The organism is Defluviitalea raffinosedens, from assembly GCF_016908775.1.
Classification (GTDB): Bacteria; Bacillota; Clostridia; order Lachnospirales; family Defluviitaleaceae; genus Defluviitalea; species Defluviitalea raffinosedens.
In genome coordinates, this window is the sequence record NZ_JAFBEP010000027.1 from 14,448 (window position 1) to 34,776 (window position 20,329).

20 protein-coding genes are annotated in these 20,329 nt (G+C 34.1%); 10 read left to right on the top strand and 10 right to left on the bottom strand.

Annotated elements, in window-relative coordinates; translation table 11 throughout:
• Positions 1-58 precede the first annotated feature (58 nt).
• A complete protein-coding gene (locus tag JOD07_RS15715; protein WP_274596597.1) occupies positions 59-184 on the top strand; it encodes a hypothetical protein in 126 nt (41 codons plus the stop codon).
• A 6-nt stretch (positions 185-190) separates the two neighbouring features.
• Here JOD07_RS15715 and JOD07_RS13995 read toward each other — a convergent pair whose 3' ends face one another.
• On the bottom strand, positions 191-2,098 hold the full coding sequence (locus tag JOD07_RS13995) for an ABC-F family ATP-binding cassette domain-containing protein (protein WP_158741664.1): 1,908 nt from the start codon (positions 2,096-2,098) through the stop codon (positions 191-193).
• Between the two features lie 84 nt (positions 2,099-2,182).
• Positions 2,183-2,851: a superoxide dismutase gene (locus JOD07_RS14000; RefSeq protein ID WP_204614401.1), complete on the bottom strand. Its 669-nt coding sequence runs from the start codon at positions 2,849-2,851 to the stop codon at positions 2,183-2,185.
• Positions 2,852-3,015: 164 nt separating this feature from the next.
• Here JOD07_RS14000 and JOD07_RS14005 point away from each other — a divergent pair, with 164 nt between their 5' ends.
• A complete protein-coding gene (locus JOD07_RS14005) occupies positions 3,016-3,276 on the top strand; it encodes an autorepressor SdpR family transcription factor (RefSeq protein ID WP_158741666.1) in 261 nt (86 codons plus the stop codon).
• Positions 3,277-3,280: 4 nt separating this feature from the next.
• Entirely contained in the window at positions 3,281-3,919 is a 639-nt protein-coding gene (locus JOD07_RS14010; protein WP_158741667.1) for an SdpI family protein, read from the top strand.
• A gap of 139 nt (positions 3,920-4,058) precedes the next feature.
• Here JOD07_RS14010 and JOD07_RS14015 read toward each other — a convergent pair whose 3' ends face one another.
• Positions 4,059-5,288: an aminopeptidase gene (locus JOD07_RS14015; RefSeq protein WP_204614403.1), complete on the bottom strand. Its 1,230-nt coding sequence runs from the start codon at positions 5,286-5,288 to the stop codon at positions 4,059-4,061.
• A 311-nt stretch (positions 5,289-5,599) separates the two neighbouring features.
• Between JOD07_RS14015 and JOD07_RS14020 the strand changes: the two genes are divergently transcribed.
• From JOD07_RS14020 to JOD07_RS14030, 4 genes are all read left to right on the top strand, one after another.
• Positions 5,600-6,736, top strand: coding sequence for a sodium ion-translocating decarboxylase subunit beta (locus tag JOD07_RS14020; protein ID WP_158741669.1), 1,137 nt, complete (start codon positions 5,600-5,602; stop codon positions 6,734-6,736).
• A 31-nt stretch (positions 6,737-6,767) separates the two neighbouring features.
• Positions 6,768-6,902 carry a hypothetical protein gene (locus JOD07_RS15720; RefSeq protein ID WP_279380866.1) on the top strand — a complete coding sequence of 45 codons (135 nt, stop codon included), beginning with the start codon at positions 6,768-6,770 and terminating at the stop codon, positions 6,900-6,902.
• Positions 6,903-7,039: 137 nt separating this feature from the next.
• On the top strand, positions 7,040-7,591 hold the full coding sequence (locus JOD07_RS14025) for a chromate transporter (RefSeq protein WP_204614405.1): 552 nt from the start codon (positions 7,040-7,042) through the stop codon (positions 7,589-7,591).
• Positions 7,588-8,151 carry a chromate transporter gene (locus JOD07_RS14030; protein ID WP_158741671.1) on the top strand — a complete coding sequence of 188 codons (564 nt, stop codon included), beginning with the start codon at positions 7,588-7,590 and terminating at the stop codon, positions 8,149-8,151. The genes JOD07_RS14025 and JOD07_RS14030 overlap by 4 nt, the downstream gene beginning before the upstream one ends.
• Positions 8,152-8,224: 73 nt before the next feature.
• Here the strand turns inward: JOD07_RS14030 and JOD07_RS14035 are convergent, their stop codons facing one another.
• The 4 genes from JOD07_RS14035 to JOD07_RS14050 form a co-directional block, all read right to left on the bottom strand.
• Positions 8,225-9,283 carry an aldose epimerase family protein gene (locus JOD07_RS14035; protein WP_158741672.1) on the bottom strand — a complete coding sequence of 353 codons (1,059 nt, stop codon included), beginning with the start codon at positions 9,281-9,283 and terminating at the stop codon, positions 8,225-8,227.
• Between the two features lie 41 nt (positions 9,284-9,324).
• The gene (locus tag JOD07_RS14040; RefSeq protein WP_158741673.1) at positions 9,325-10,620 is read right to left on the bottom strand and encodes a D-alanyl-D-alanine carboxypeptidase family protein; all 1,296 of its coding nucleotides are present in this window, start codon (positions 10,618-10,620) and stop codon (positions 9,325-9,327) included.
• A gap of 184 nt (positions 10,621-10,804) precedes the next feature.
• Positions 10,805-11,974 carry an iron-containing alcohol dehydrogenase gene (locus JOD07_RS14045; RefSeq protein WP_204614406.1) on the bottom strand — a complete coding sequence of 390 codons (1,170 nt, stop codon included), beginning with the start codon at positions 11,972-11,974 and terminating at the stop codon, positions 10,805-10,807.
• 81 nt (positions 11,975-12,055) lie between these two features.
• On the bottom strand, positions 12,056-14,167 hold the full coding sequence (locus JOD07_RS14050) for a methyl-accepting chemotaxis protein (protein ID WP_204614407.1): 2,112 nt from the start codon (positions 14,165-14,167) through the stop codon (positions 12,056-12,058).
• A 279-nt stretch (positions 14,168-14,446) separates the two neighbouring features.
• On the opposite strand from JOD07_RS14050, the gene JOD07_RS14055 reads away from it, so the two are divergent.
• Both JOD07_RS14055 and JOD07_RS14060 read left to right on the top strand, forming a co-directional pair.
• Entirely contained in the window at positions 14,447-14,800 is a 354-nt protein-coding gene (locus JOD07_RS14055) for an ion channel (RefSeq protein ID WP_158741676.1), read from the top strand.
• 239 nt (positions 14,801-15,039) lie between these two features.
• Complete coding sequence (locus tag JOD07_RS14060) at positions 15,040-16,413, top strand: uracil-xanthine permease family protein (RefSeq protein WP_158741677.1); 1,374 nt, start codon at positions 15,040-15,042, stop codon at positions 16,411-16,413.
• Between the two features lie 139 nt (positions 16,414-16,552).
• Here JOD07_RS14060 and JOD07_RS14065 read toward each other — a convergent pair whose 3' ends face one another.
• The 3 genes from JOD07_RS14065 to JOD07_RS14075 are packed head-to-tail and all read right to left on the bottom strand — an operon-like array spanning position 16,553 to position 19,254.
• On the bottom strand, positions 16,553-17,434 hold the full coding sequence (locus JOD07_RS14065; RefSeq protein ID WP_204614408.1) for a cell division protein FtsX: 882 nt from the start codon (positions 17,432-17,434) through the stop codon (positions 16,553-16,555).
• Entirely contained in the window at positions 17,434-18,111 is a 678-nt protein-coding gene (locus tag JOD07_RS14070; protein WP_158741679.1) for a cell division ATP-binding protein FtsE, read from the bottom strand. The genes JOD07_RS14065 and JOD07_RS14070 overlap by 1 nt, the downstream gene beginning before the upstream one ends.
• A gap of 24 nt (positions 18,112-18,135) precedes the next feature.
• A complete protein-coding gene (locus JOD07_RS14075; protein ID WP_158741680.1) occupies positions 18,136-19,254 on the bottom strand; it encodes a coiled-coil domain-containing protein in 1,119 nt (372 codons plus the stop codon).
• A gap of 215 nt (positions 19,255-19,469) precedes the next feature.
• Between JOD07_RS14075 and JOD07_RS14080 the strand changes: the two genes are divergently transcribed.
• On the top strand, positions 19,470-20,168 hold the full coding sequence (locus JOD07_RS14080) for an SIMPL domain-containing protein (RefSeq protein ID WP_204614409.1): 699 nt from the start codon (positions 19,470-19,472) through the stop codon (positions 20,166-20,168).
• Positions 20,169-20,329: the final 161 nt, after the last annotated feature.

Below are 20,329 nucleotides of genomic sequence, written 5' to 3' on the forward strand. Positions count from 1 at the left end.
TTATTGCATAACGAAAGGCTGGAAAAGATTGTTCCAGCCTCTTAACTATGTTATAATATTGAAAAAACTAAAGGGGTTGATAATATTGGTATTCTCTGGAATAATAATTATTTTTGGTGGAATTATTTGCCTAGCTGCAATCCTGGCAATCATTATTGCATTCGTTGCAAACAGAAAAAGATAAATAGAATTAATTACTTGCATTAATTTTTTCAGCCAACTCGCTAAGATATTCCCATCGCTCCATTAATTCTTCCAGTCTTGTTTCTAATTCCTTTTGCTTTTTTGCCAATTCTTGCAGAAGTACATAATCGCTTTGAGCATGATTGATTTGATCTTCAATTGCTTTTAGTTCGTTTTCTACTTCCTCTATCCAGCTTTCTATATTTTCATACTCTTGCTTTTCTCTATAAGTAAATTTAGGCTTTGAATCATTCCTTTTGATCCTCGTATCTCTTTTTTCATCTTTAACAGAAGAATTATTTTTTTCTTCTGTTTTTTTACTCTTAATTCTGCTTTGATAATCTTCATAGTTTCCGGGATAACTTTTTATGGCGCCTTCTCCTTCAAAAGCAAATATTTTTTCTGCAATTTTATCCAGGAAATATCTGTCATGGGAAACTGTAAGCACTGGCCCTGAAAACTCGTCCAAATACTCCTCCAATATCTCTAAGGTTTGAAGGTCCAAATCATTCGTAGGTTCATCCAAAAGGAGTACATTGGGAGCACCCATTAAAATCCGAAGCAAATACAGTCTTCTTTTTTCTCCCCCTGAAAGCTTTGAAATGGGGGTCCATTGTAAATGAGACGGGAAGAGAAATCTTTCCAGCATCTGTGAAGCACTGATTTTAGTACCGTCTCCTGTAGTAATATATTCCGCTTCTTCACGAATATAGTCTATTACCCTCAGGCTCTCATCCATCTCTTTATTTTCCTGAGTATAATACCCTATTTTCACGGTTTCGCCAATTTCAACTTTTCCCGAATCTGGCTCTAAGATACCGGCCATAATATTCAGCAAAGTTGATTTGCCACTGCCGTTAGGACCCACAATTCCAATCCTGTCTTCTTTTAATAGAATATAACTAAAATCTTTAATATAATATTTTTCTTCAAAAGATTTACTGATCTTTTCAACTTCAATAATTTTTTTACCCAATCTGCTTATTCCTACGGATATTTCCATCTTGTCAGAAGAGATATTGATCTTCTGGTCTTTTAACTTTTCGAATCTGTCTATTCTGGCTTTTTGCTTTGTTCCTCTCGCTTTCACACCGCTCCTAATCCATTCTAGTTCTTTTTTGAGCAAACTTTGTCTTTTTTCTTCCATGGTCTTTAATTGTTCTTGTCTCAAGGTTTTTGCCTCAAGAAAATCACTATAATTTCCCTTATACTCATAAAGCTGGCCCAAGTCCAACTCTATAATCCTATTGGCTATTCGATCCAGGAAATATCGATCATGGGTAATCATAATCAATGCACCTTTGCGCTTATTCAAATAATCTTCCAGCCATAAAATCGTTTCGTTGTCAATGTGATTAGTAGGTTCATCCAATACTAATAAATCCGATGGGCGAATGAGGGCCCCAGCCAAGGCCACCCTTTTGCGTTGTCCTCCTGAAAGAGTCCCTACTTTTGCAGCAAAAGAAGTGATCCCCAGTTTAGTTAAAATCATTTTAGCTTCACTTTCCATTGTCCAGGCATCTGCAGCATCCATTTTTTGATTGAGTTTCAATAATTTTTCTTGTAAATCTTTATCTTCCTGGTCATTACTAAGCTTGTCCAATGTATCTTCATATTCTTTAATCAGCTCAATGACTGGATTGTTCCCACTAAATATTTGTTGAAGTATGGTGGCATCATCTTCAAAAAACGGATTTTGAGAAAGATATTCTATCCTTAAGCCGTTGGCTGTAGAGATCGTGCCACTATCTGGTGGCTCAATTCCTATTAAAACCTTTAGGAAAGTGCTTTTCCCTGTTCCATTGATGCCAATTACTCCAACCTTTTCCCCTTCATTAATTCCAAAAGATATATTTTTAAATAATATTTTTTCTCCAAAGGACTTTGAAATATTTTCAGCGGATAATAAGTTCATTTTAATACCCTTTCTTTTATTTTATATGTTTTATTATACAGCAAGAAGAGTAAATGAAACAAGGGGACATCATTGTCCCCAAGTCTACCATCTATATTCATCCTTTGTCATAGGCACCAGTCCTCTCATTGCCAAAAGCAACCTTCTCTCTACTTCAGTCCAATCCACAAGTTTCCACCATGCATTTACATATTCTTGCCTTCTGTTTTGATAATCCAGATAATAGGCATGTTCCCAAACATCTAGTACTAATATGGGAATGCCGCTCCACTGAGTTAAATCCTGATGCTTTTCTGCCTGAAGGATTTCCAGCCTGCGCCATGTGGGCTGCCATGTAAGTATCGTCCAACCAGACCCTTCAACCTTTTCAGCAGCATTTGTAAACTGCTTTTGAAAGGCATTTATATTTCCAAAATATCGATTGATTTGATTAAGCGTTTCAGATCCAGGTCTTCCTCCCGTTCCAACAGGAGACATAATAGTCCAGTAAATACTATGCAAAATATGTCCTGAGCCATTAAAAGCCAGTTCATTTTCCCAATATTTAATTAAATCAAAATCCTCTGTTTTCCTCAATTCTACTAATTTCAGCTCTGCTTTATTCAGTCCATCCACATAGGCTTTATGGTGTCTGTCATGATGAATACGTAAAGTTACAGCACTTATAACCGGCTGAAGCGCTTCATACGGGTAAGGTAAGGGCGGTAATTTATGCTGTCCCGGCGGAATCATTGGCAATGAAAAATAGTCCATATGCAAATCCTCCTATTTTAAAACTACATTTTATTTATATTAACTAAAACTATTAAAAATGAGAACGATGCAAATTCTATATTGAAGCAATAAAATAATCATGTTATAATTCAATTAGATATTTAGATAATCATCTAAATATCTAATTGAAAGGAGTGACGTAATTGGACAGTATTTTTAAAGCTTTATCCGACAAAAACAGAAGAAAAATTTTAAAACTGCTGCGGGAAAAAGATATGACCGCCGGCGAAATTGCAGAAAAATTCGATATCAGTAAACCTTCTTTAAGCCATCATTTGAACATATTAAAGCAGGCCGAACTGGTTCAAACCGAAAGACAAGGGCAAAATATTATTTATTCCCTTAATACCACTGCATTTCAGGAACTGATTGGGTGGATTTATGATTTTAAAGACAAGGAGTGATATTATGAAACATAATAAATGGATTTGGCTTTTAATTGTACTTTCTTTCATTGGAACTATTATCGTTTTTCCTTTTTTGCCGGAACAAATTCCTACGAACTGGGGCATTAACGGTGAAATAAATGATTATAGTTCCAAATATATGATTTTCTTTCTAGCAGCGCTGCCTGCAATGATCTATTTGCTAATGCTTTATGGCCCTAAACTGGATCCAAAAAAAGAAAATTATAAAAAACACAGTAAAGCCTATTCTATCATATCTATAAGTACTGTATTAACGCTTGTTGCAATACATTGGCTTACAGTGCTGGCAACTTTCAATATCATTAAACACATGGATTTTTTCATTAAACTCATCATTGGTATCCTTTTTGCAGTGATGGGAAATTACATGTCTCAACTACGGTTTAATTATTTTGTAGGGATTAGGCTTCCTTGGACCCTGGCCAGTGAAAAAGTATGGAAGAAAACTCATAGGATCGGCGGTATAGGCTTTATGCTGGTGGGTATAATTCTGGTATGTACTTCGTTCATCAGAGGTTCTTTAAGTTTCATCATTTTTATGACGGCTCTATCTATTCTGATAATATTTATAATGGCTTATGCTTATATAGAATACCAGAAAGAATTAAAAACAAAATAAATTTTTGGGGCTGTAGTATTAACAAATTCTATTTGCTAATACCACAGCCCCTTTATTTTGAAATAAAATAAAAAAATTTGTCTTACTCCAAAAACTCAACCTTTCTATTTTACAAAAGCAACATAATATTTTTTTAATTCTAAAATGCAAAATTACCGTTTTTAAAGATAGGAATTTCTTTTCCGTCAAAGGTGGTTCCGATAATTTCCAAATCCTTTGTTCCCACCATAAAGTCTACATGGACAAGAGAATCGTTTGCCCCTTCTTTATCTAATTCTTCGCGTGACATTTTTTCTCCTCCCTTTATACAAGGAGAATATGCCTCACCTATAGCTAAATGGCAAGAAGCATTTTCATCGAATAATGTGTTATAGAATAAAATCTTAAGATTAGAGATCGGTGAATCATAAGGAACCAGGGCTACTTCTCCCAAGTAATGAGAACCTTCATCGGTTTCGATAAGATGTTTTAAGTTTTCATACCCTTTTTCAGCAGTAAAATCTACAATTCTTCCATCTTTAAAAGTAAGAGAAAAGTTATCTATTAAGCTTCCGTTATAGTTTAAAGGCATGGAACTTACGACTTTTCCGTTAACGCCTGTTTTCTTAGGAAGAGTAAATACTTCTTCTGTTGGCATATTGGCAATAAAAGCAAGACCATCCTGAGTAAAATCTGCTCCTCCCATCCAAATATGGTTTTCGGGAAGTTCTATCGTAAGATCAGTGCCTAATTCATTTTTATAATGGAGATACTGGAACTTATAGGAATTTAAAATCTCCATTCTCTTTTCCAGATTCTTTTTATGTTCCTCCCATTCAGCAACAGGATCTTCCACGTCTACGCGAACTGTTTTTAAAATTGCCTCCCATAACTTATTCACAGCTTCTTCAGAAGACAAATCAGGAAATACTTTTTTTGCCCAGGAGACCGATGGAATAGAGGCAATGCACCAGGCATTTTGATTCCTCATGGTTCTGTCTCTGTACTCTTTTAATGCCATATTGGTTACTTTTTGATATTTTGCAACCCTTTCAGGGTCAACATCTTTAAGGAGTTCAGGATCTGTAGCACTTATATGTAAAAAAGAAGCTCCTGCTTTCGCATATCCATTATAAAACTCTTTCTGCCAGCCGGGATATTCTTCGAACACTTCATTTGGTGCATGAAGATATTTTATCTTTGTAGATATTTCATCTTTCCATAATATTTGTACATCTTTTGCTCCTTCTTTAAAAGCAATTTCAGAAACAATTCTTGTAAATGGTGCAGCTTCAATAGGACTTAAAATCACTAAGGTTTGTCCTTTTTGAATATTTACTCCTGTTTTTACAAGAAGTCTTGCATATTTTTCTAATACTTTTGTATCCATTATGTACCTCCTCCAACTCATTTAAATCATTTCCTACTACAATTTTAATTAATATATAAAAATTTATTTCCAAATATTATAAGCAAAATTGCACTATTTAATGCACTTTTTTACAAAGCAATACTCTATATGCGATTAAGCTTCATAATGCATTTGGAATAATGACATTTTACGTTAAGAATTTACGAATGTCAAATATTCAAACTACATAACCAGTAAAAATTGCTTTAATGTTATATTCAACCTGTACATTTAAGAAGATTATGATATAATGAGGAATGGAAAATTAAAATATAGGAGGATTATAATCTATGGATTTTTTAGTGTCAGGAATTTTATCAATCACACCTCAGCAGATCATTATGTATGGAATTGGCGCACTCCTTATATACTTAGCAATTTATAAGGACTTTGAACCAGCATTATTGCTCCCTATGGGTTTTGGGGCCATTTTAGTTAATCTTCCTGCATCAGGTGTTTTAAATCAAACTCTTACAGGTATTGGAGAAACTCACGGAATTATACAATGGTTATTTGAAGTAGGTATTAATGCTTCGGAAGCCATGCCCATCTTACTTTTTATCGGTATTGGTGCAATGATTGATTTTGGTCCATTACTTAGTAATCCCAAAATGTTTTTATTTGGTGCAGCAGCGCAATTTGGTATTTTCTTTGCATTATCCATGGCAACATTACTGGGCTTTGATTTAAAGGATGCTGCTTCCATCGGAATTATAGGGGCTGCTGATGGGCCTACATCAATTCTTGTATCACAGGTTCTTGGTTCAGCATATGTAGGCCCAATTGCCGTAGCTGCATATTCTTACATGGCATTGGTACCAATTGTTCAGCCCATGGCAATTAAGCTTGTTACAACCAAAAAAGAAAGACTCATCAGAATGCCTTATAATCCAAATTCTATTTCTAAAAGAACAAAAATCCTTTTCCCTATTATCGTAACTTTTATAGCTGGTCTCGTAGCACCAACTTCCGTAGCCTTGGTCGGTTTCTTAATGTTCGGGAATCTTATCAGGGAATGTGGCGTTTTAAACAGCTTATCAGAAACAGCACAAAACACCCTGGCAAACCTTATAACTTTATTATTAGGTATTACAATATCCTTCAGTATGACTGCAGAAGCTTTTGTAAAATTGGATACTCTGTTCATTATGTGCCTTGGATTAGTTGCATTCGTATTTGATACCATTGGTGGAGTATTGTTTGCCAAGATTCTTAATCTTTTTCTGAAAGAAAAGATTAACCCAATGGTAGGTGCTGCAGGTATTTCTGCTTTTCCTATGTCCGCTCGTGTGATTCAAAAAATGGGGCTTAAAGAAGATCCCACAAATCATCTTCTGATGCATGCTGTTGGTGCAAATGTAGCTGGACAAATTGGTTCAGTAGTAGCAGGAGGTATTATTCTGAATCTACTCACCAAAATGCTTTAATAACTCGATAAAAGAAAGGGGTATACATACTATGTTGAATAACTTTTTACTTTCACTGGAAATCATGTGGAAAGGTATGATTGGAATATTTGTTATTATTATATTGATTACATTGATTGTTATGCTGCTTTCAAAAATCCCATCTCAGGATCATGATAGCAATTAAACTTTTAAATATTGAGCTATTGGAATTGTCAGTAGCTTTTTCTTATAGTATTTTATCTAAATTCATACTAAAAAATCTAAATTAGTATATCATATCTCTATGTATTCATTAATTAGAATCACTAAAGGAGCATATTTATGAAAGAACTCATAGATTTATTTTTAGTTTTTTGTCGAATAGGTGGTTTTACCTTTGGTGGTGGCTATGCTATGCTTCCTATCATTCAAAAAGAAATTGTCGAAGAAAGAAAATGGGCTACCAACGAAGAAGTGATGGATTACTATGCCATTGGTCAGTGTACCCCAGGAATTATCGCAGTAAATACTGCTACATTTATTGGTTACAAAAGAAAAGGAATCATTGGAGGAATCGCTGCTACACTGGGAGTAGTATTTCCTTCATTAATCATCATAACTATTATAGCAACTTTTTTTGAACATTTTCAGGACTACCCCATTGTGCAAAATGCTTTGGGCGGCATTAGAGTTGCTGTAGTTGCACTTATTACCAGTACTATTGTTAAAATGTGGAAGCAATCTATCAAGAATTGGATTGGAATCGCATTCTTTATTTTTTCCTTCTTATTAATTACTTTCACAGATCTATCGCCGGTTATTATGATCATCATTGGCGGAATTACAGGCACTATTATAAATCTTAATAAAAGTAAAAAGGTGGATGCAAAATGATTTACTTTCTACTATTTATAGAATTTTTTAAGATTGGTTTGTTTGCCATTGGTGGTGGGCTTGCTACTTTGCCATTCCTGCAAGAACTTATTGAAAAGTATCACTGGTTTTCTTCTTATGATTTAATCAATATGATTGCCATTTCAGAATCTACTCCCGGACCAATCGGAATCAATACGGCTACCTTTGTAGGTTATAAGACTGCAGGGATTATAGGATCTATTATTGCAACCTTAGGCATCGTAACTCCGTCTATTATTATTATCATACTGATTGCTCATTATTATATGAAATTCAGTGAGCACCCTGTTGTCCGGGCAAGCCTTAATGGAATACGTCCTGTTGTCATCGGACTCATCGCTGCAGCAGGATTTGAAGTAGCAAAGATTGCCCTGCTTAGCATCACTCAATTTGCTGCAACAGGTTCACTCCTAAAATTATTTAATTTTAAGGCTATCTTGCTATTTGCTATACTACTCTATTTCATTATCAAGTATAAAAAACATCCTATCCTTTACATCATTGGCGCAGGCATTTTAGGCATCTTTATTAAATTCTAATTCATTATAACAATAAAAAAAGGTAGATTTCCTTCTATCGGAACATCTACCTTCTTTTTTTCCATTAACGTATTTAGCTTATTGAGAATTTATAAATTGTAGTGTGTTTATACTCTTCCCCTGCTTTAAGAATAGGAGAAGGAAAATGTTTGTGTTTTAAAGAATTGGGGAAATATTGAGTTTCAAGGCATAATCCACCCCATTTTTCATAAACAACTCCACCTTTTCCCTTGTCACAGCCATCAAAAGAATTACCAGAATAAAACTGCACACCAGGTTTTGTTGTATAAAATTCCATCAATCTTCCGCTCTTGGGTTCATACAATTCTCCTGCTTTTTCTGGACTTTTGCCACTAACATTTAATACCCAGTTATGATCATAACCCTTAACATATTTTATTTGCTCATCGTCTGAATCAATTCCATCTCTGATTGGTCTTAAAGTAGTAAAATCCATAGGTGTTCCTTTAACATCCCTGATTTCTCCTGTAGGAATACACTCATCATTAATCACAGTAAATTGATCTCCAGTAATCATGAGTTGATGATCTAGAATATCTCCTGAATCGTGACCAGCAAGATTAAAATAAGTATGGTTTGTAAGATTAACTACCGTATCTTTGTCGGAAACCGCGTAGTAATCAATTTTTAACTCATTTTTATCGTTTAAAGAATAGATGACTTTTACTTCAAGATTGCCAGGATAATTTTCTTCTCCGTCTTTGCTTAAATACGTAAGCTGTAATGCTTCTCCTTCTTCAGTTTTTATAATTTCCGGAGTCCATACCACTTTATCAAAACCTTTGATCCCACCATGAAGATGATTATTACCGTCATTCTTAACCAGATGATATACTTGTCCATTAAGCTCAAACTCAGCATTTTCTATTCGATTCGCATGACGTCCAATGATTGCTCCAAAATAAGGACCTGGTTTCTGATAGCTATCCAGATTGTCAAATCCAAGGGCTATATCATCTACTTTTCCATTTTTATCCGGTACAAAAATAGAGACGATAATCCCTCCAAAATTAGTAATTTCTGTGCTCATTCCTTGAGCATTTGAGAGTTTGAAGATAAACACCTCTGTTCCGTCTTTTGTTGTTCCAAAACTTCTTTTTGTAATCTCCATACTTTTCCCTCCAAAATATTAAAATAATTTATATAAATGAACTATTTAAAATGAAGGCCTCTTCGATTCTTTCTTTTTCTGATTGCATTAGAAATCATGGTTATAATAAAAACACCACCTATTCCGCCGCACCAATAAGGAACTGCATTAAGAGAAAACATTACATCCCAAATGGTACGTTTTTCTATTCCATATTTAGCAATAAGCTCTATTTTCGACAATTCTTCTCCGTTCAAAGTAAAAGTGACTGCTCCAACTGTCTGTCCCTCTGTAATCGGTGCTACGAGGGGCTCCTGGTTCCAGGAAATTTTTTTCTCTATGTGAGAAATATCATCTTTATGAAATAATCCTGTAAAATCTTCTTTGATCAGAACTTCCAATTCAGAAGGTCCTTTTGGAGAATGCTTTTCTACATATACTCGATCAATCACATCTCCTTTTTTAGCAACTTGATAATATTTAAAATTCTCAAATCCATAATCAAATAAGGTTTTCGCATCATTCCATCGAGCATCCGTAGGAGATTTTAATAATACGGCAATTAAATTCATATGATCTTTTGTTGCTGAAGCAACAAGACATTCCCCTGCCTCATCAGTGAATCCCGTCTTTACTCCAGTGGCATAAGGGTAATATGTGTCACTATTTCTTGAATCTAAAAGTAAATTTCTATTTCTGAAAGAAAATTTTCGTTGATTTGGGCTGGATGAGTTCCCTATATCTGCAGTAGGTTGTTTTACAATCTCTTTGAATGCAGGATTTTTTAAAGCCTCCCTTGTAATTAAGGCTAAATCATAAGCTGTTGTATAGTGGTTTTCGTTATGATACCCATGTGGATTGACAAAATACGAATCTTTTACTCCTATTTCCTTGGCTCTTTCATTCATCATATTGGCAAATTGTGCAATGGCACTGTTAAGATCCAGTTCATTATTGCCAGTAGTTTTTTTCGATATATACGAAGCAATAACATATGCAGAATCATTACCTGAAGGCAATAATAAAGATGTCAGCAAGTCTTTTAAAGTAATTTCGTCTCCAGGATTATGTCCTGCTTTACTTGCATCTAAAGGTACTTGATACACTTCATTACCTACTTTAATAACCTCATTTAAATCTGCATTTTCTAAAGCAATTAATGCAGTCAGTATTTTTGTGGTACTGGCCGGATACATTTTTTGAGTTGAATTTTTCTCATATAATACTTTACCGGTATTCTCTTCAATTAAAATTACTGCTTCTGATTGTAAAGGTAATGAAACTTCCTGAGCAGCAATAGGAATAAAATTCATCAGGAAAAACACAAAGGTCAATGCAATGCAAAACTTTCGTCTCATAATGTAAGCTCCTTCCGTTGCGCTTTTTATAAATCATGATAACCAGTACTCATTGTACCATAAAAAAGTAATAATTACATCTATTTATTCAATTCCGTTTTCCAATTTTTAAGGAAAAAAGCATCATAACCGATTAATAACCAAAAAAAGTTAGTATCCCGGGGATACTAACTTTTAACTTCTATTATTGAGCCAGTTTTAAAATATTGTAAACATCTTGCTTTCCAAGCTTTACAAAATTTCCTAATGTCCTTCTGTCCGAATCTGTACCTTTGTCCGCCATTTCTTCCAACCTGTCATCGGTAATTCCCAAACCTTCTAGACGAATTGGAAGTCCTATGGTTTTAAAGAATTCTTCCAGTTTTTCAATACCTTGTAATGCTGTTTTTTCAGGATCAAAGAAATCTTGCTCAACATTCCATACCCTAACGGCAAATTGAACAAATCTATTTATATCATGTTTATAGACATATTTCATCCATGCAGGAAAAACAACAGCTAATCCTGCCCCATGGGCAACATCATAGATTCCACTGATTTCATGTTCAATACTATGGGAAGCCCAATCTCCAACTCTTCCTGTGCTAAACAAATTATTGTGAGCCACGGTTCCTGCCCACATTACTTGTGCCCAAGCTTCATAATTCGTAGAGTCTTCAAGAACTATCGGAACATATTTAATAATGGTTTTCATCGTTGATTCAATCAGTCTGTCTATCAATTCAACACTTTTCGTATTTGTAAAATATCTTTCCATCAAATGGGCTAAAATATCAGCTGCGCCACAAGCTACCTGATATTTGGGCAGTGTAAAGGCAAGTTCAGGATTAAGTATTGAAAATCTGGGATAGATAACAGTTGAATCGACAGACCTTTTATACCAGCCATCTTCATTGGTGATCACAGAACCTGTGCTGGATTCACTACCTGCAGCTGGAATCGTTAAAATAGTTCCTATAGGAAGAGCAGCCTCAGGAACAGCTTTCCCGGTATAAAAATCCCAAACATCTCCATCATAAACAGTACCCATGGCAATAGCCTTCGCAGAATCAATTACACTTCCTCCGCCAACGGCTAAAATAAAATCAATATTATTTTCACGGCAAATTTTGATACCTTCTCTCACGAGACTTAATCTTGGATTAGGTTTTACACCAGGAAGTTCTATGTATTCAATTTCTGCAGCTTTTAAAGATGCAACCACTCTATCATACAACCCTGTTTTTTTGATACTTCCCCCACCATAATGAAGCAAAATTTTCTTGCTATAATTTCTTACTTCTTCCCCAACTGAATTTTCCATGTCTTTTCCAAAAATAATTTTTGTAGGGTTCTCAAAGATAAAATTGTCCATAAGCGCTTCCTCCTAAAATGTAATTATATTATTCTTAATTAAATTTAATCCTAATAATTCCCCCCTTTTTATACATATTACTTATATTTTAAACCGAGATAAAGAATTATTCAAGTTTTCGATGGCCGAAGACAAATCATTGGCTAATACAGCTAATTGCTCGGCTGAACTGGTTTGCTCTTCACTTGTTGCAGTAACTTCTTCTATAGAAGCAGCTGATTGCTGTACAATAGATGAAATATAATCGATCGCTTCAACCGTTTGCTGTTTCTGCCCTTCAATATCCTGAATCTTATCATTTATATCTTCTATCTGAGTAATCATTTTTTGTATAGACTGCGCCATTTCATTAAAAGCCTGATCTGTTTTATATACGATTTCCTTTTGCTCTTCAAATATTTCGTCAGAAGTTTTAACAACAGATACTGTTCTCTCAGTCTTAAGTTGGATATTAGATATAATTTGGCTTATCGTTCCAGTTGCATCCTTAGTTCCCTGAGCCAATTTACGGATTTCTTCTGCTACAACTGCAAAACCTTTCCCCGCTTCCCCTGCTCTTGCCGCTTCAATCGCTGCATTTAAAGCTAGAAGGTTTGTTTGCTCACTAATTCCAGTAATGACCTTTACAACTTGAATAATTTCTTTTGCTTCTTCATTTAATTCTTGTATCTCTCTATTAATTTTATTGGTAGATTCTATTGCATTTTTTGTTTTCTCATTTAACTGGTCCATGGTTTTGGCTGCATAGTCCCTGGAAGCTTCGGTATGTTCAATCGTTTTCATAATATCTTCAATTCTTTTTACAACATGGTTAATATTATTTGCCAGATAATCCATCAATGCATTCGTATTTTCTGCCTGCTTTGCCTGTTCTGCTGCTCCTTCTGCCAATTCATTGATAGCACTGGCAACTTGACTGGCTGCCAAAGCGGATTGCTCTGAAGAACTCTTTATAATATTTGCATCTTGCTCTACTTTCTTCGTTATACTGTCGGTTTCCAAAAGTAAATTTCTAATATTTTTGATCATGTTATTAAAACTGACCGATAATTTTCCTATTTCATTCTTTCCCGTAAGATCCAATGATACTGTCAAATCTCCCTGTTCTACTTTTCCCATAAGGTTCATAATCGTTCTAAGAGGATTGGATATACTTAATGATATAAGAATTCCAATGGCTACAGAAATCAAAATGCAGATAAGTCCTATCCAAATAATACTATTTTTTACTCTCTTCATTTCTGCCATTAAAGATGAAATCGGCTCTTTAGTTATAACTTTCCACCCATTTTTGGTGGTAGAATAACTTATTATATTACCGTTATCTCTGAAATTACCGGATAAATTTTCTCCATATATTTTGTCTAAATATTCATCCGTTACCTCAGTACCTATATTATCTGTATTTAGGTCTCCGATTATATTTTTATTTTGGTTTAATAAAAATATATTTGCATTATTGTTTAACTCCATATCTTCAAATAAGGAAGTGATCTCTTCAGAGCTGATATAAACTGCCAAAATCGCCATAGGTTTAATATCGACAATATTTTTTATAGATTTTAATAAAATGATATAGCTATATGAATCATTTAAGCCAGTAACCCATACAATTTCATCATCTGTCGATTGATTAACAATTTCTCTGTATATTTCTCCATATTCTGAATTCAACGTCTCAATTGTATTGCTTCCTCCTAAATTTATGTTTGTGCCAAATGTCTGTCCATTATCTTTATAAATATTAATACCTTTTATGCTATTATTGGAATTTTCAATAGTGAATAAAATATTATCTATTTCTATTTCAGTGTTAATCTTCTCAACTAAGTTGTCGAATTTGTCTTTTCGAAGATAATCAATCAGCGTACTGTTATACTGAATCATCTTTGGTATATTTTCTATTTCTTTAATTTTTAAATCAATATTTTTAGCCAGTTGCTGAACCATTTTTTCAGAGTAGAAGCCTACTTTTTGCTCTACAGTTTTTTCTGCATTAATATATGAAAATCCTGCAATCAGAAGCAATGGTACAATACTTAATACAATAAAAGAAGCAATCAATTTTTGCGCAATACCTATATTATTTTGAAAATTTATCCCTAAATTTAATTTCATCGGCTTCACTATACGCTTTTTCTTATTTTTTTTGGATTCTGGCTTAACTTTAAAGAGATTTTTTCTTTTCAGCATAACTATTCCCCCATCTTAGTAGACTCAACAAAAATCAAACTACTTATTGAAATATTATATATTAAAATCCTATAAAAAAATAGCCTATATAATTATGGTATATAGTGAAAAAATAACTATTTAAAATGGTATTATAAGTTAATGAATATATGTTGAAATTATAGATATTATAAGAAATAACTTTAATCAATTAAATATACAAAATAAATTAAAATATAATAGAATTTTTAATCATAACATATAATTTAATAAGCATTTTTAATCTTTAGGAGAATATCCATGCGAAAGAAAATTATGGTTAATAATATAATTTTTTTATGTATTTTATACCTTTTCGTCGCTTCAGGTTTTGCCCTCATATACTTGGTGGTAGATTCTTTGAATTTAGGATTTATTAAAGATCATTATTCCTCACTTCTTCATCAGCAGCAGTTCGTAGATAAAGTTACCCGATCCTTTTATTTTAGCATTACAACCTTATTTTCAGTTGGATATGGGGATATGACTCCCTTTGGACTCTCAAAAGGAATCGCAATTTTTGAATCTTTGATCGGCTATGTTCTTCCTTATGTAATGGTATTGAACTATATTTTGTACAATCCTAAATTTTTCAGAAAACATTTAAATAAATAATAATTAAAAACTTAAATTTATTGAATAAATCTATTTACAAAATCCATTTCATGTGTTTTAATGTATTCAGCAAAAAAAATCTTTAAACTCGGTACAGAGATACCAGTAAGATTTATCATATTTCTTAGCGTGTAAATTGGGGCTCGCCTAAGCTGAAATGTATAATCTTGCTGTGTGCAGGATTTTTTTTTGCAGTTTTTTAAAACTACAAAAAATTACAAAATTCAGGAGGTAGCATTATGACAACAAACAATAAGGTAATAGGTTATTTACCTGATGAAAGACCACCGTTTTTTGAACTCATTTTATTTGCACTGCAACAAATCGTAGTAATGTTTCCGGCAACAGTTTTAGTTGCTCTGATCACAGGATTCCATGTATCCACAACAATATTTGCCAGCGGACTTGCCACTCTGGGATTTATACTGGTTACAGGAAGAAAAATTCCATTATACTATGGTTCAAGTTTTTCCTACATTTCTGCAATTGCTTCAATCATGAGTGCAGAAGCATACGCTAATTATACACTGAATGACAAAATTTCAATCGCTCAATTTGGTATTATTATGTCAGGACTTGTTTCAATTGCTGCAGGTATAATTATTAACAAAAGTGGTAAAAAAGTCATAGATAAAGTTCTTCCTCCTACAGTAACAGGAAGTATTGCAATCATTATAGGTTTATCTTTATCTGCAAATGCTTTAGGCAATGCGTCTACTATTCCTCAAAACATTTCTGAAGCAACCCAGGGAGCTGCAACTAACTGGGCATGGGTAATAGCCATCATCACTTTATTAGCAACCATATTGTATTCAGTTTATCTTAAAGGCAAACTAAGTCAGCTTCCAATCTTATTTGGTTTATGTACAGGATATGTATCCGCTCTTATTATAGGAGCCGTAACAGGTATACCTTTTGTAAGCTTTAATACAATAGAATCTACCAGTTTTATAAGTCTTCCAATCTTTACTTTTCCAAAGCCATCATGGGCAGCAGTCGTTGCAATTATGCCTATAGCCATTGCAACAGTCCCGGAATCAACCGCCCATATCTATCAATTGGATATCTATGTAAATGACCTGGCTAAAAAGAAAGGTTCAAAGACAAAATATGATTTGGAAAACAAACTAGGATTAAATCTTATCGGGGACGGAATCGGAGACATTATATCCGCATTAATTGGAGGCCCTGCAGGAACAAATTACGGTGAGAATATCAGTGCCATGGCTATTTCAAAGAATTTCTCTGTACCAGTTCTTATAGCAGCATCCATCATCACAATGATTATTTCATGCTTTACCCCTCTGATTAATATTGTTTATTCTATACCAACTTGTGTAATCGGAGGACTTTCTATATATCTCTTTGGTGTGATCGCTGCGCAAGGGATTACTATCATGATGGACAAGCAAGTAGATATGTTCAGTTCCAAAAATCTTGCTGTGATCGCAGTTATTTTAATTATCGGCTTAGGTGGTACCTTCAATTTTGAAGGTGGAATGATTCCGATGTTCGGAACTCAATTCCCCGCTTTAGCTACAGCAGCTGTGGTAGGTATCCTTTTAAATCTCTTACTTTCTATGGGACAAAACGAATCCCCTGAGATTGAATAAAAAAATGCCTCTTGTTGGGTGAAAATGAACACAGCAAGAGGCATTTTTATGATAATGATCCAGTTCCTGCGGAATCCAATTTCTTTTTAATGTTTGCAAATCTTCTGTTACTTTTCGGGATCCCCCTGGGATCCTCTCTCTACTTTGAAGAAGATATTCCAATCATGCTTCCAATGATCCCCAGAACTATACTTATAGATAAAATAATTAACACTAAATCCTGCATCATGACTTGGAAAGGAGGCAAAGGAATGAATGGGAGCGGTCCTGACAGATAATTATAAATTTGGATCAAGACCATATATGTCAAAGTAGAAGCAATGGCCCCTCCTCCAAAAGTTAATAGCAATCCTACTATTAAAAAAGGTAAGGCAATGAAGGCTTCCGAAGCTCCTAATAGTCTTAAAGTGTTAATTTCTTCTTTGTAATTGTAAATTCCCTGTCTTATAATGTGTGAAATAATGACAACTGTAGAAATACCAACAGCTGCAATAAAAAATGCTCCTAAAATCTCAAAAGCACGTGCAATACTTCGCAGCCGAGTGAGAATCTCTCTGTTATCTCTGATATACCGAACCTCAGAAATCAATTTTAATTCTTTATGAATCGATTCGATTTTTTCAATATCAATTTTGGCTTCAAAGAAAGAATGAAAAGGATTGTCCTCAAAATATTCCAAGACTTTTGCATCTTCCCCTAATACTTTTTCCATTCTTTCATAGGCTTCCTCTTTTTGAACAATTCTTGTTTCTATGATCCCATCAATTGAATTGATTTTTTCCATCACTTTTTCCAAATTTATATCATCAAGATTTTCATCCGTATATATATTGATCTGGGCTTCCTCCTGAATTAAAGTCAATACTTCTGTACTAATACTCCATCCGGAAATAACCAAAGAAAGAATAAATAAAATAAGCCCTATACTAAAGAGAGAAAGCACATTGGACCAAAAGGTCAGTTTAAAAATTGTTTTTGCCTCTTTTATGAAATATCCTGTGTTATAAATAATGTTTTTCATTACAGTCTCCTCCCCATTGACTCCTGCTCTATGGTTCCCTTGTTCACTTTAAGCAGTATGCCTTCATTGAGATTTTCAATTAAGTGAGTCGCATGGGTGGTTATAATAACCGTTGTATCTTCGTCTTTAAAAGAACGTAAAAGTTCCATGATGCGTAATGCATTATTTACATCCAGGTTACCTGTTGGCTCATCAGCCAATATGAGGGAGGGTTTTCGTGCAACTGCCCTGGCAATAGCGACTCGCTGCCTTTCTCCCCATGATAAATTGTCTACTTTTGAAAAAGCTTTATGACTTAATCCAACCTTTTCTAAAGCTTCTAGGGCATTTTTATTCAGTTGAAGTCTGGGCATTCCCAAAACCCTCATACCTAAAATCACATTGTCAATCGCCGTTCTTCCGGGAATTAATTTAAATTCTTGAAACACAGGTCCTATACGTCTTCGTATTTCCCGAATATTTTTCTTATGTTCTTTGCTGATTTCTTTCCCTAAAACCGTCAATTTACCGGAAGTAGGCTGCTCTATGCCCATAAAAAGCTTAAGCAAACTGGTTTTACCTGATCCGCTGGGGCCAATAATATAAACAATTTCTCCTTTATTAATTTGCAAATTTACATTATTTAATGCTTTTGTACCATCGCGATATTCTAAATATACTTGGTTTGCTTCAATCATCTTCATCCACCTAACTCCATTCATTTAGAAAAAAGATATTTTGCTGGTAATTTCCAAATAACCATCCTTAATATTCACTGTATCCAATTCATTACCATATAATACCGGCTCAAGATTGAGCTTAACTTCACCATTTTTAAATATTTCTTTTAATGATTCATCGGTAAGCGGCATACCGTAAAAGCTTCCTTCTTCTGCTACAAACTGCAATGTATGACCATCTACAATAATAAAAGAACCAGATACCAAAAATTGACTATCAGGAATGATCACATTGATTTTATTTTCGTAAAAATGAAATTCCACATTTTGATTCGTAAGATATTCTTTTGCCACTTGGTTAAAAGTCTCTTCATCCATAGAGCCCTTAACTCTTCCTAATGAAATTGTAACCTTTACTTTTTCGAAAGGCAAATTTCCCTGTTTTAATACATCGGAAAATCTGGCAATGGAATCAGTAAGCGTTTTCTTTGCCTCTGTCCAGGTCTTTTCAATCTGATTCAAATGATTTTCATAATATGAACGTTCAATATCTAATGATGCCAAATATTCTTCCATATCATTTTTTAATTTTTCCTTATTCAATAAAGCGCCTCTTAATTCTTCCTGCTTTTCTTCCATTGAAGATAATATTGAGTCCAATTGGTTCTTTTCTTCCTGTAAAATCTGCTTTCTTTCATCCAACTCCTCAAGAAGCGCTCCTGTATTTCGGCTTAAATCTCTAATAATATTTATTCTTCTTATTAAATCAGAAAAACTGTCTGCAGAAAGAATGATTTCCAAATTAGACGCCGGCCCTCTTCTTTGATAAAGTTGAAGTACTTCCTTTAATGTATTTTTTTTCTGTTCATAGATACATTCTTCTTTTTCAAGACGAAACGATACATTTTCAATTTCATTTTTTAACTTTTTAATATCTTCTTGTATTTCAGCTTGCTGCCGCTCCATTTCTTCAATATCCTGTAAAAGAAAGAATAATTCCTGAAGTACTTTTTTTTCACTTTCAGTAATTGAACCAAGTTTGTGTCTTGTCTCGGAAAAAATACTTTCTTGCTCCTGTGCCAAACCTACTGATGCGGAGCAAAAAATATAAAAACCAACAATCAAAGCAAAACTTAAAATATGTATTCTTTTTATATACAATTAGCCTCACCTCTATTTCAAATCCTGTTCTTATAAATTGACTTCTTATGCTGCTTATTTCTATTTAACAGCACTCCGACTTCATACATTTGGTATAGAATTAGTATACTATATTTTTTTATAAACTTCCTTAGAATTTATTTCGAATCCAAACCCAATTTGCTCCAATTATCATATAATAAAGTAATGAGAGTCTTAAGCAAAAGGAGGACCATATGCCATATTCTTTTCCCTATGGATATCGAAAATCAATATCTAACAATTTTCAAGCACGGGCAAATGGCACATTAAATTCCTATTCTCATCATGGAGAACTAAAAGTGCTGGGAGAAGGCATCATACAGGCAGAGCCAGACATTGCCCTGGTTTCACTGGGTGTGCAAACCCGAGGAATGGAACTCAATCAGCTGCAGCAAGAAAATGCAGAAATCTCTTCAAAAATGATAGACACCTTAAAAAATATCGGAATATCTTCCGATGATCTTCAAACACAATCTTATAATATTTTTCCGCAATATGAATATATCAATGGACAGCAAAAATTTAACGGTTATGTTGTAGAACATATCTTAAGGGTTATCATAAGAGAACTTAATTTAATTGGAAGAATCATCGACCAAGCAGTGGACAGTGGTGCCAATGTGATCAATAATATAACTTTTGCTATTGCTAATCCCACTATATATTATCAGCAGGCCCTATTAAAAGCAATTGATGATGCAACCTCCAAAGCCATGTTCATTGGAAGAAACATGAATATAGATATCTCTACCATTCCTATAGAGATCGTTGAACAAAGCAGTGTCCCTATTTCCCCGTACAGTGTAACCCTGGCCAAAACGGATATTGCTACTCCTATACAACCTGGTCAAATGGATATTATAGCAAGAATTGAAGCTACTTTTAGGTATTAATTTCTATATGCGCACCCTACCCGTAGGTTTTTTTATTGTATAGGAAATTCAGAGAAATTTCCTATACAATAAATATCCACCAGCTTAGCTGGTGGTTTTTCGTTAGCCCTATAAGGGCATGGTACCTGCTGTGCCTTAAGGCACTCTTTGGTTTCGCCAGT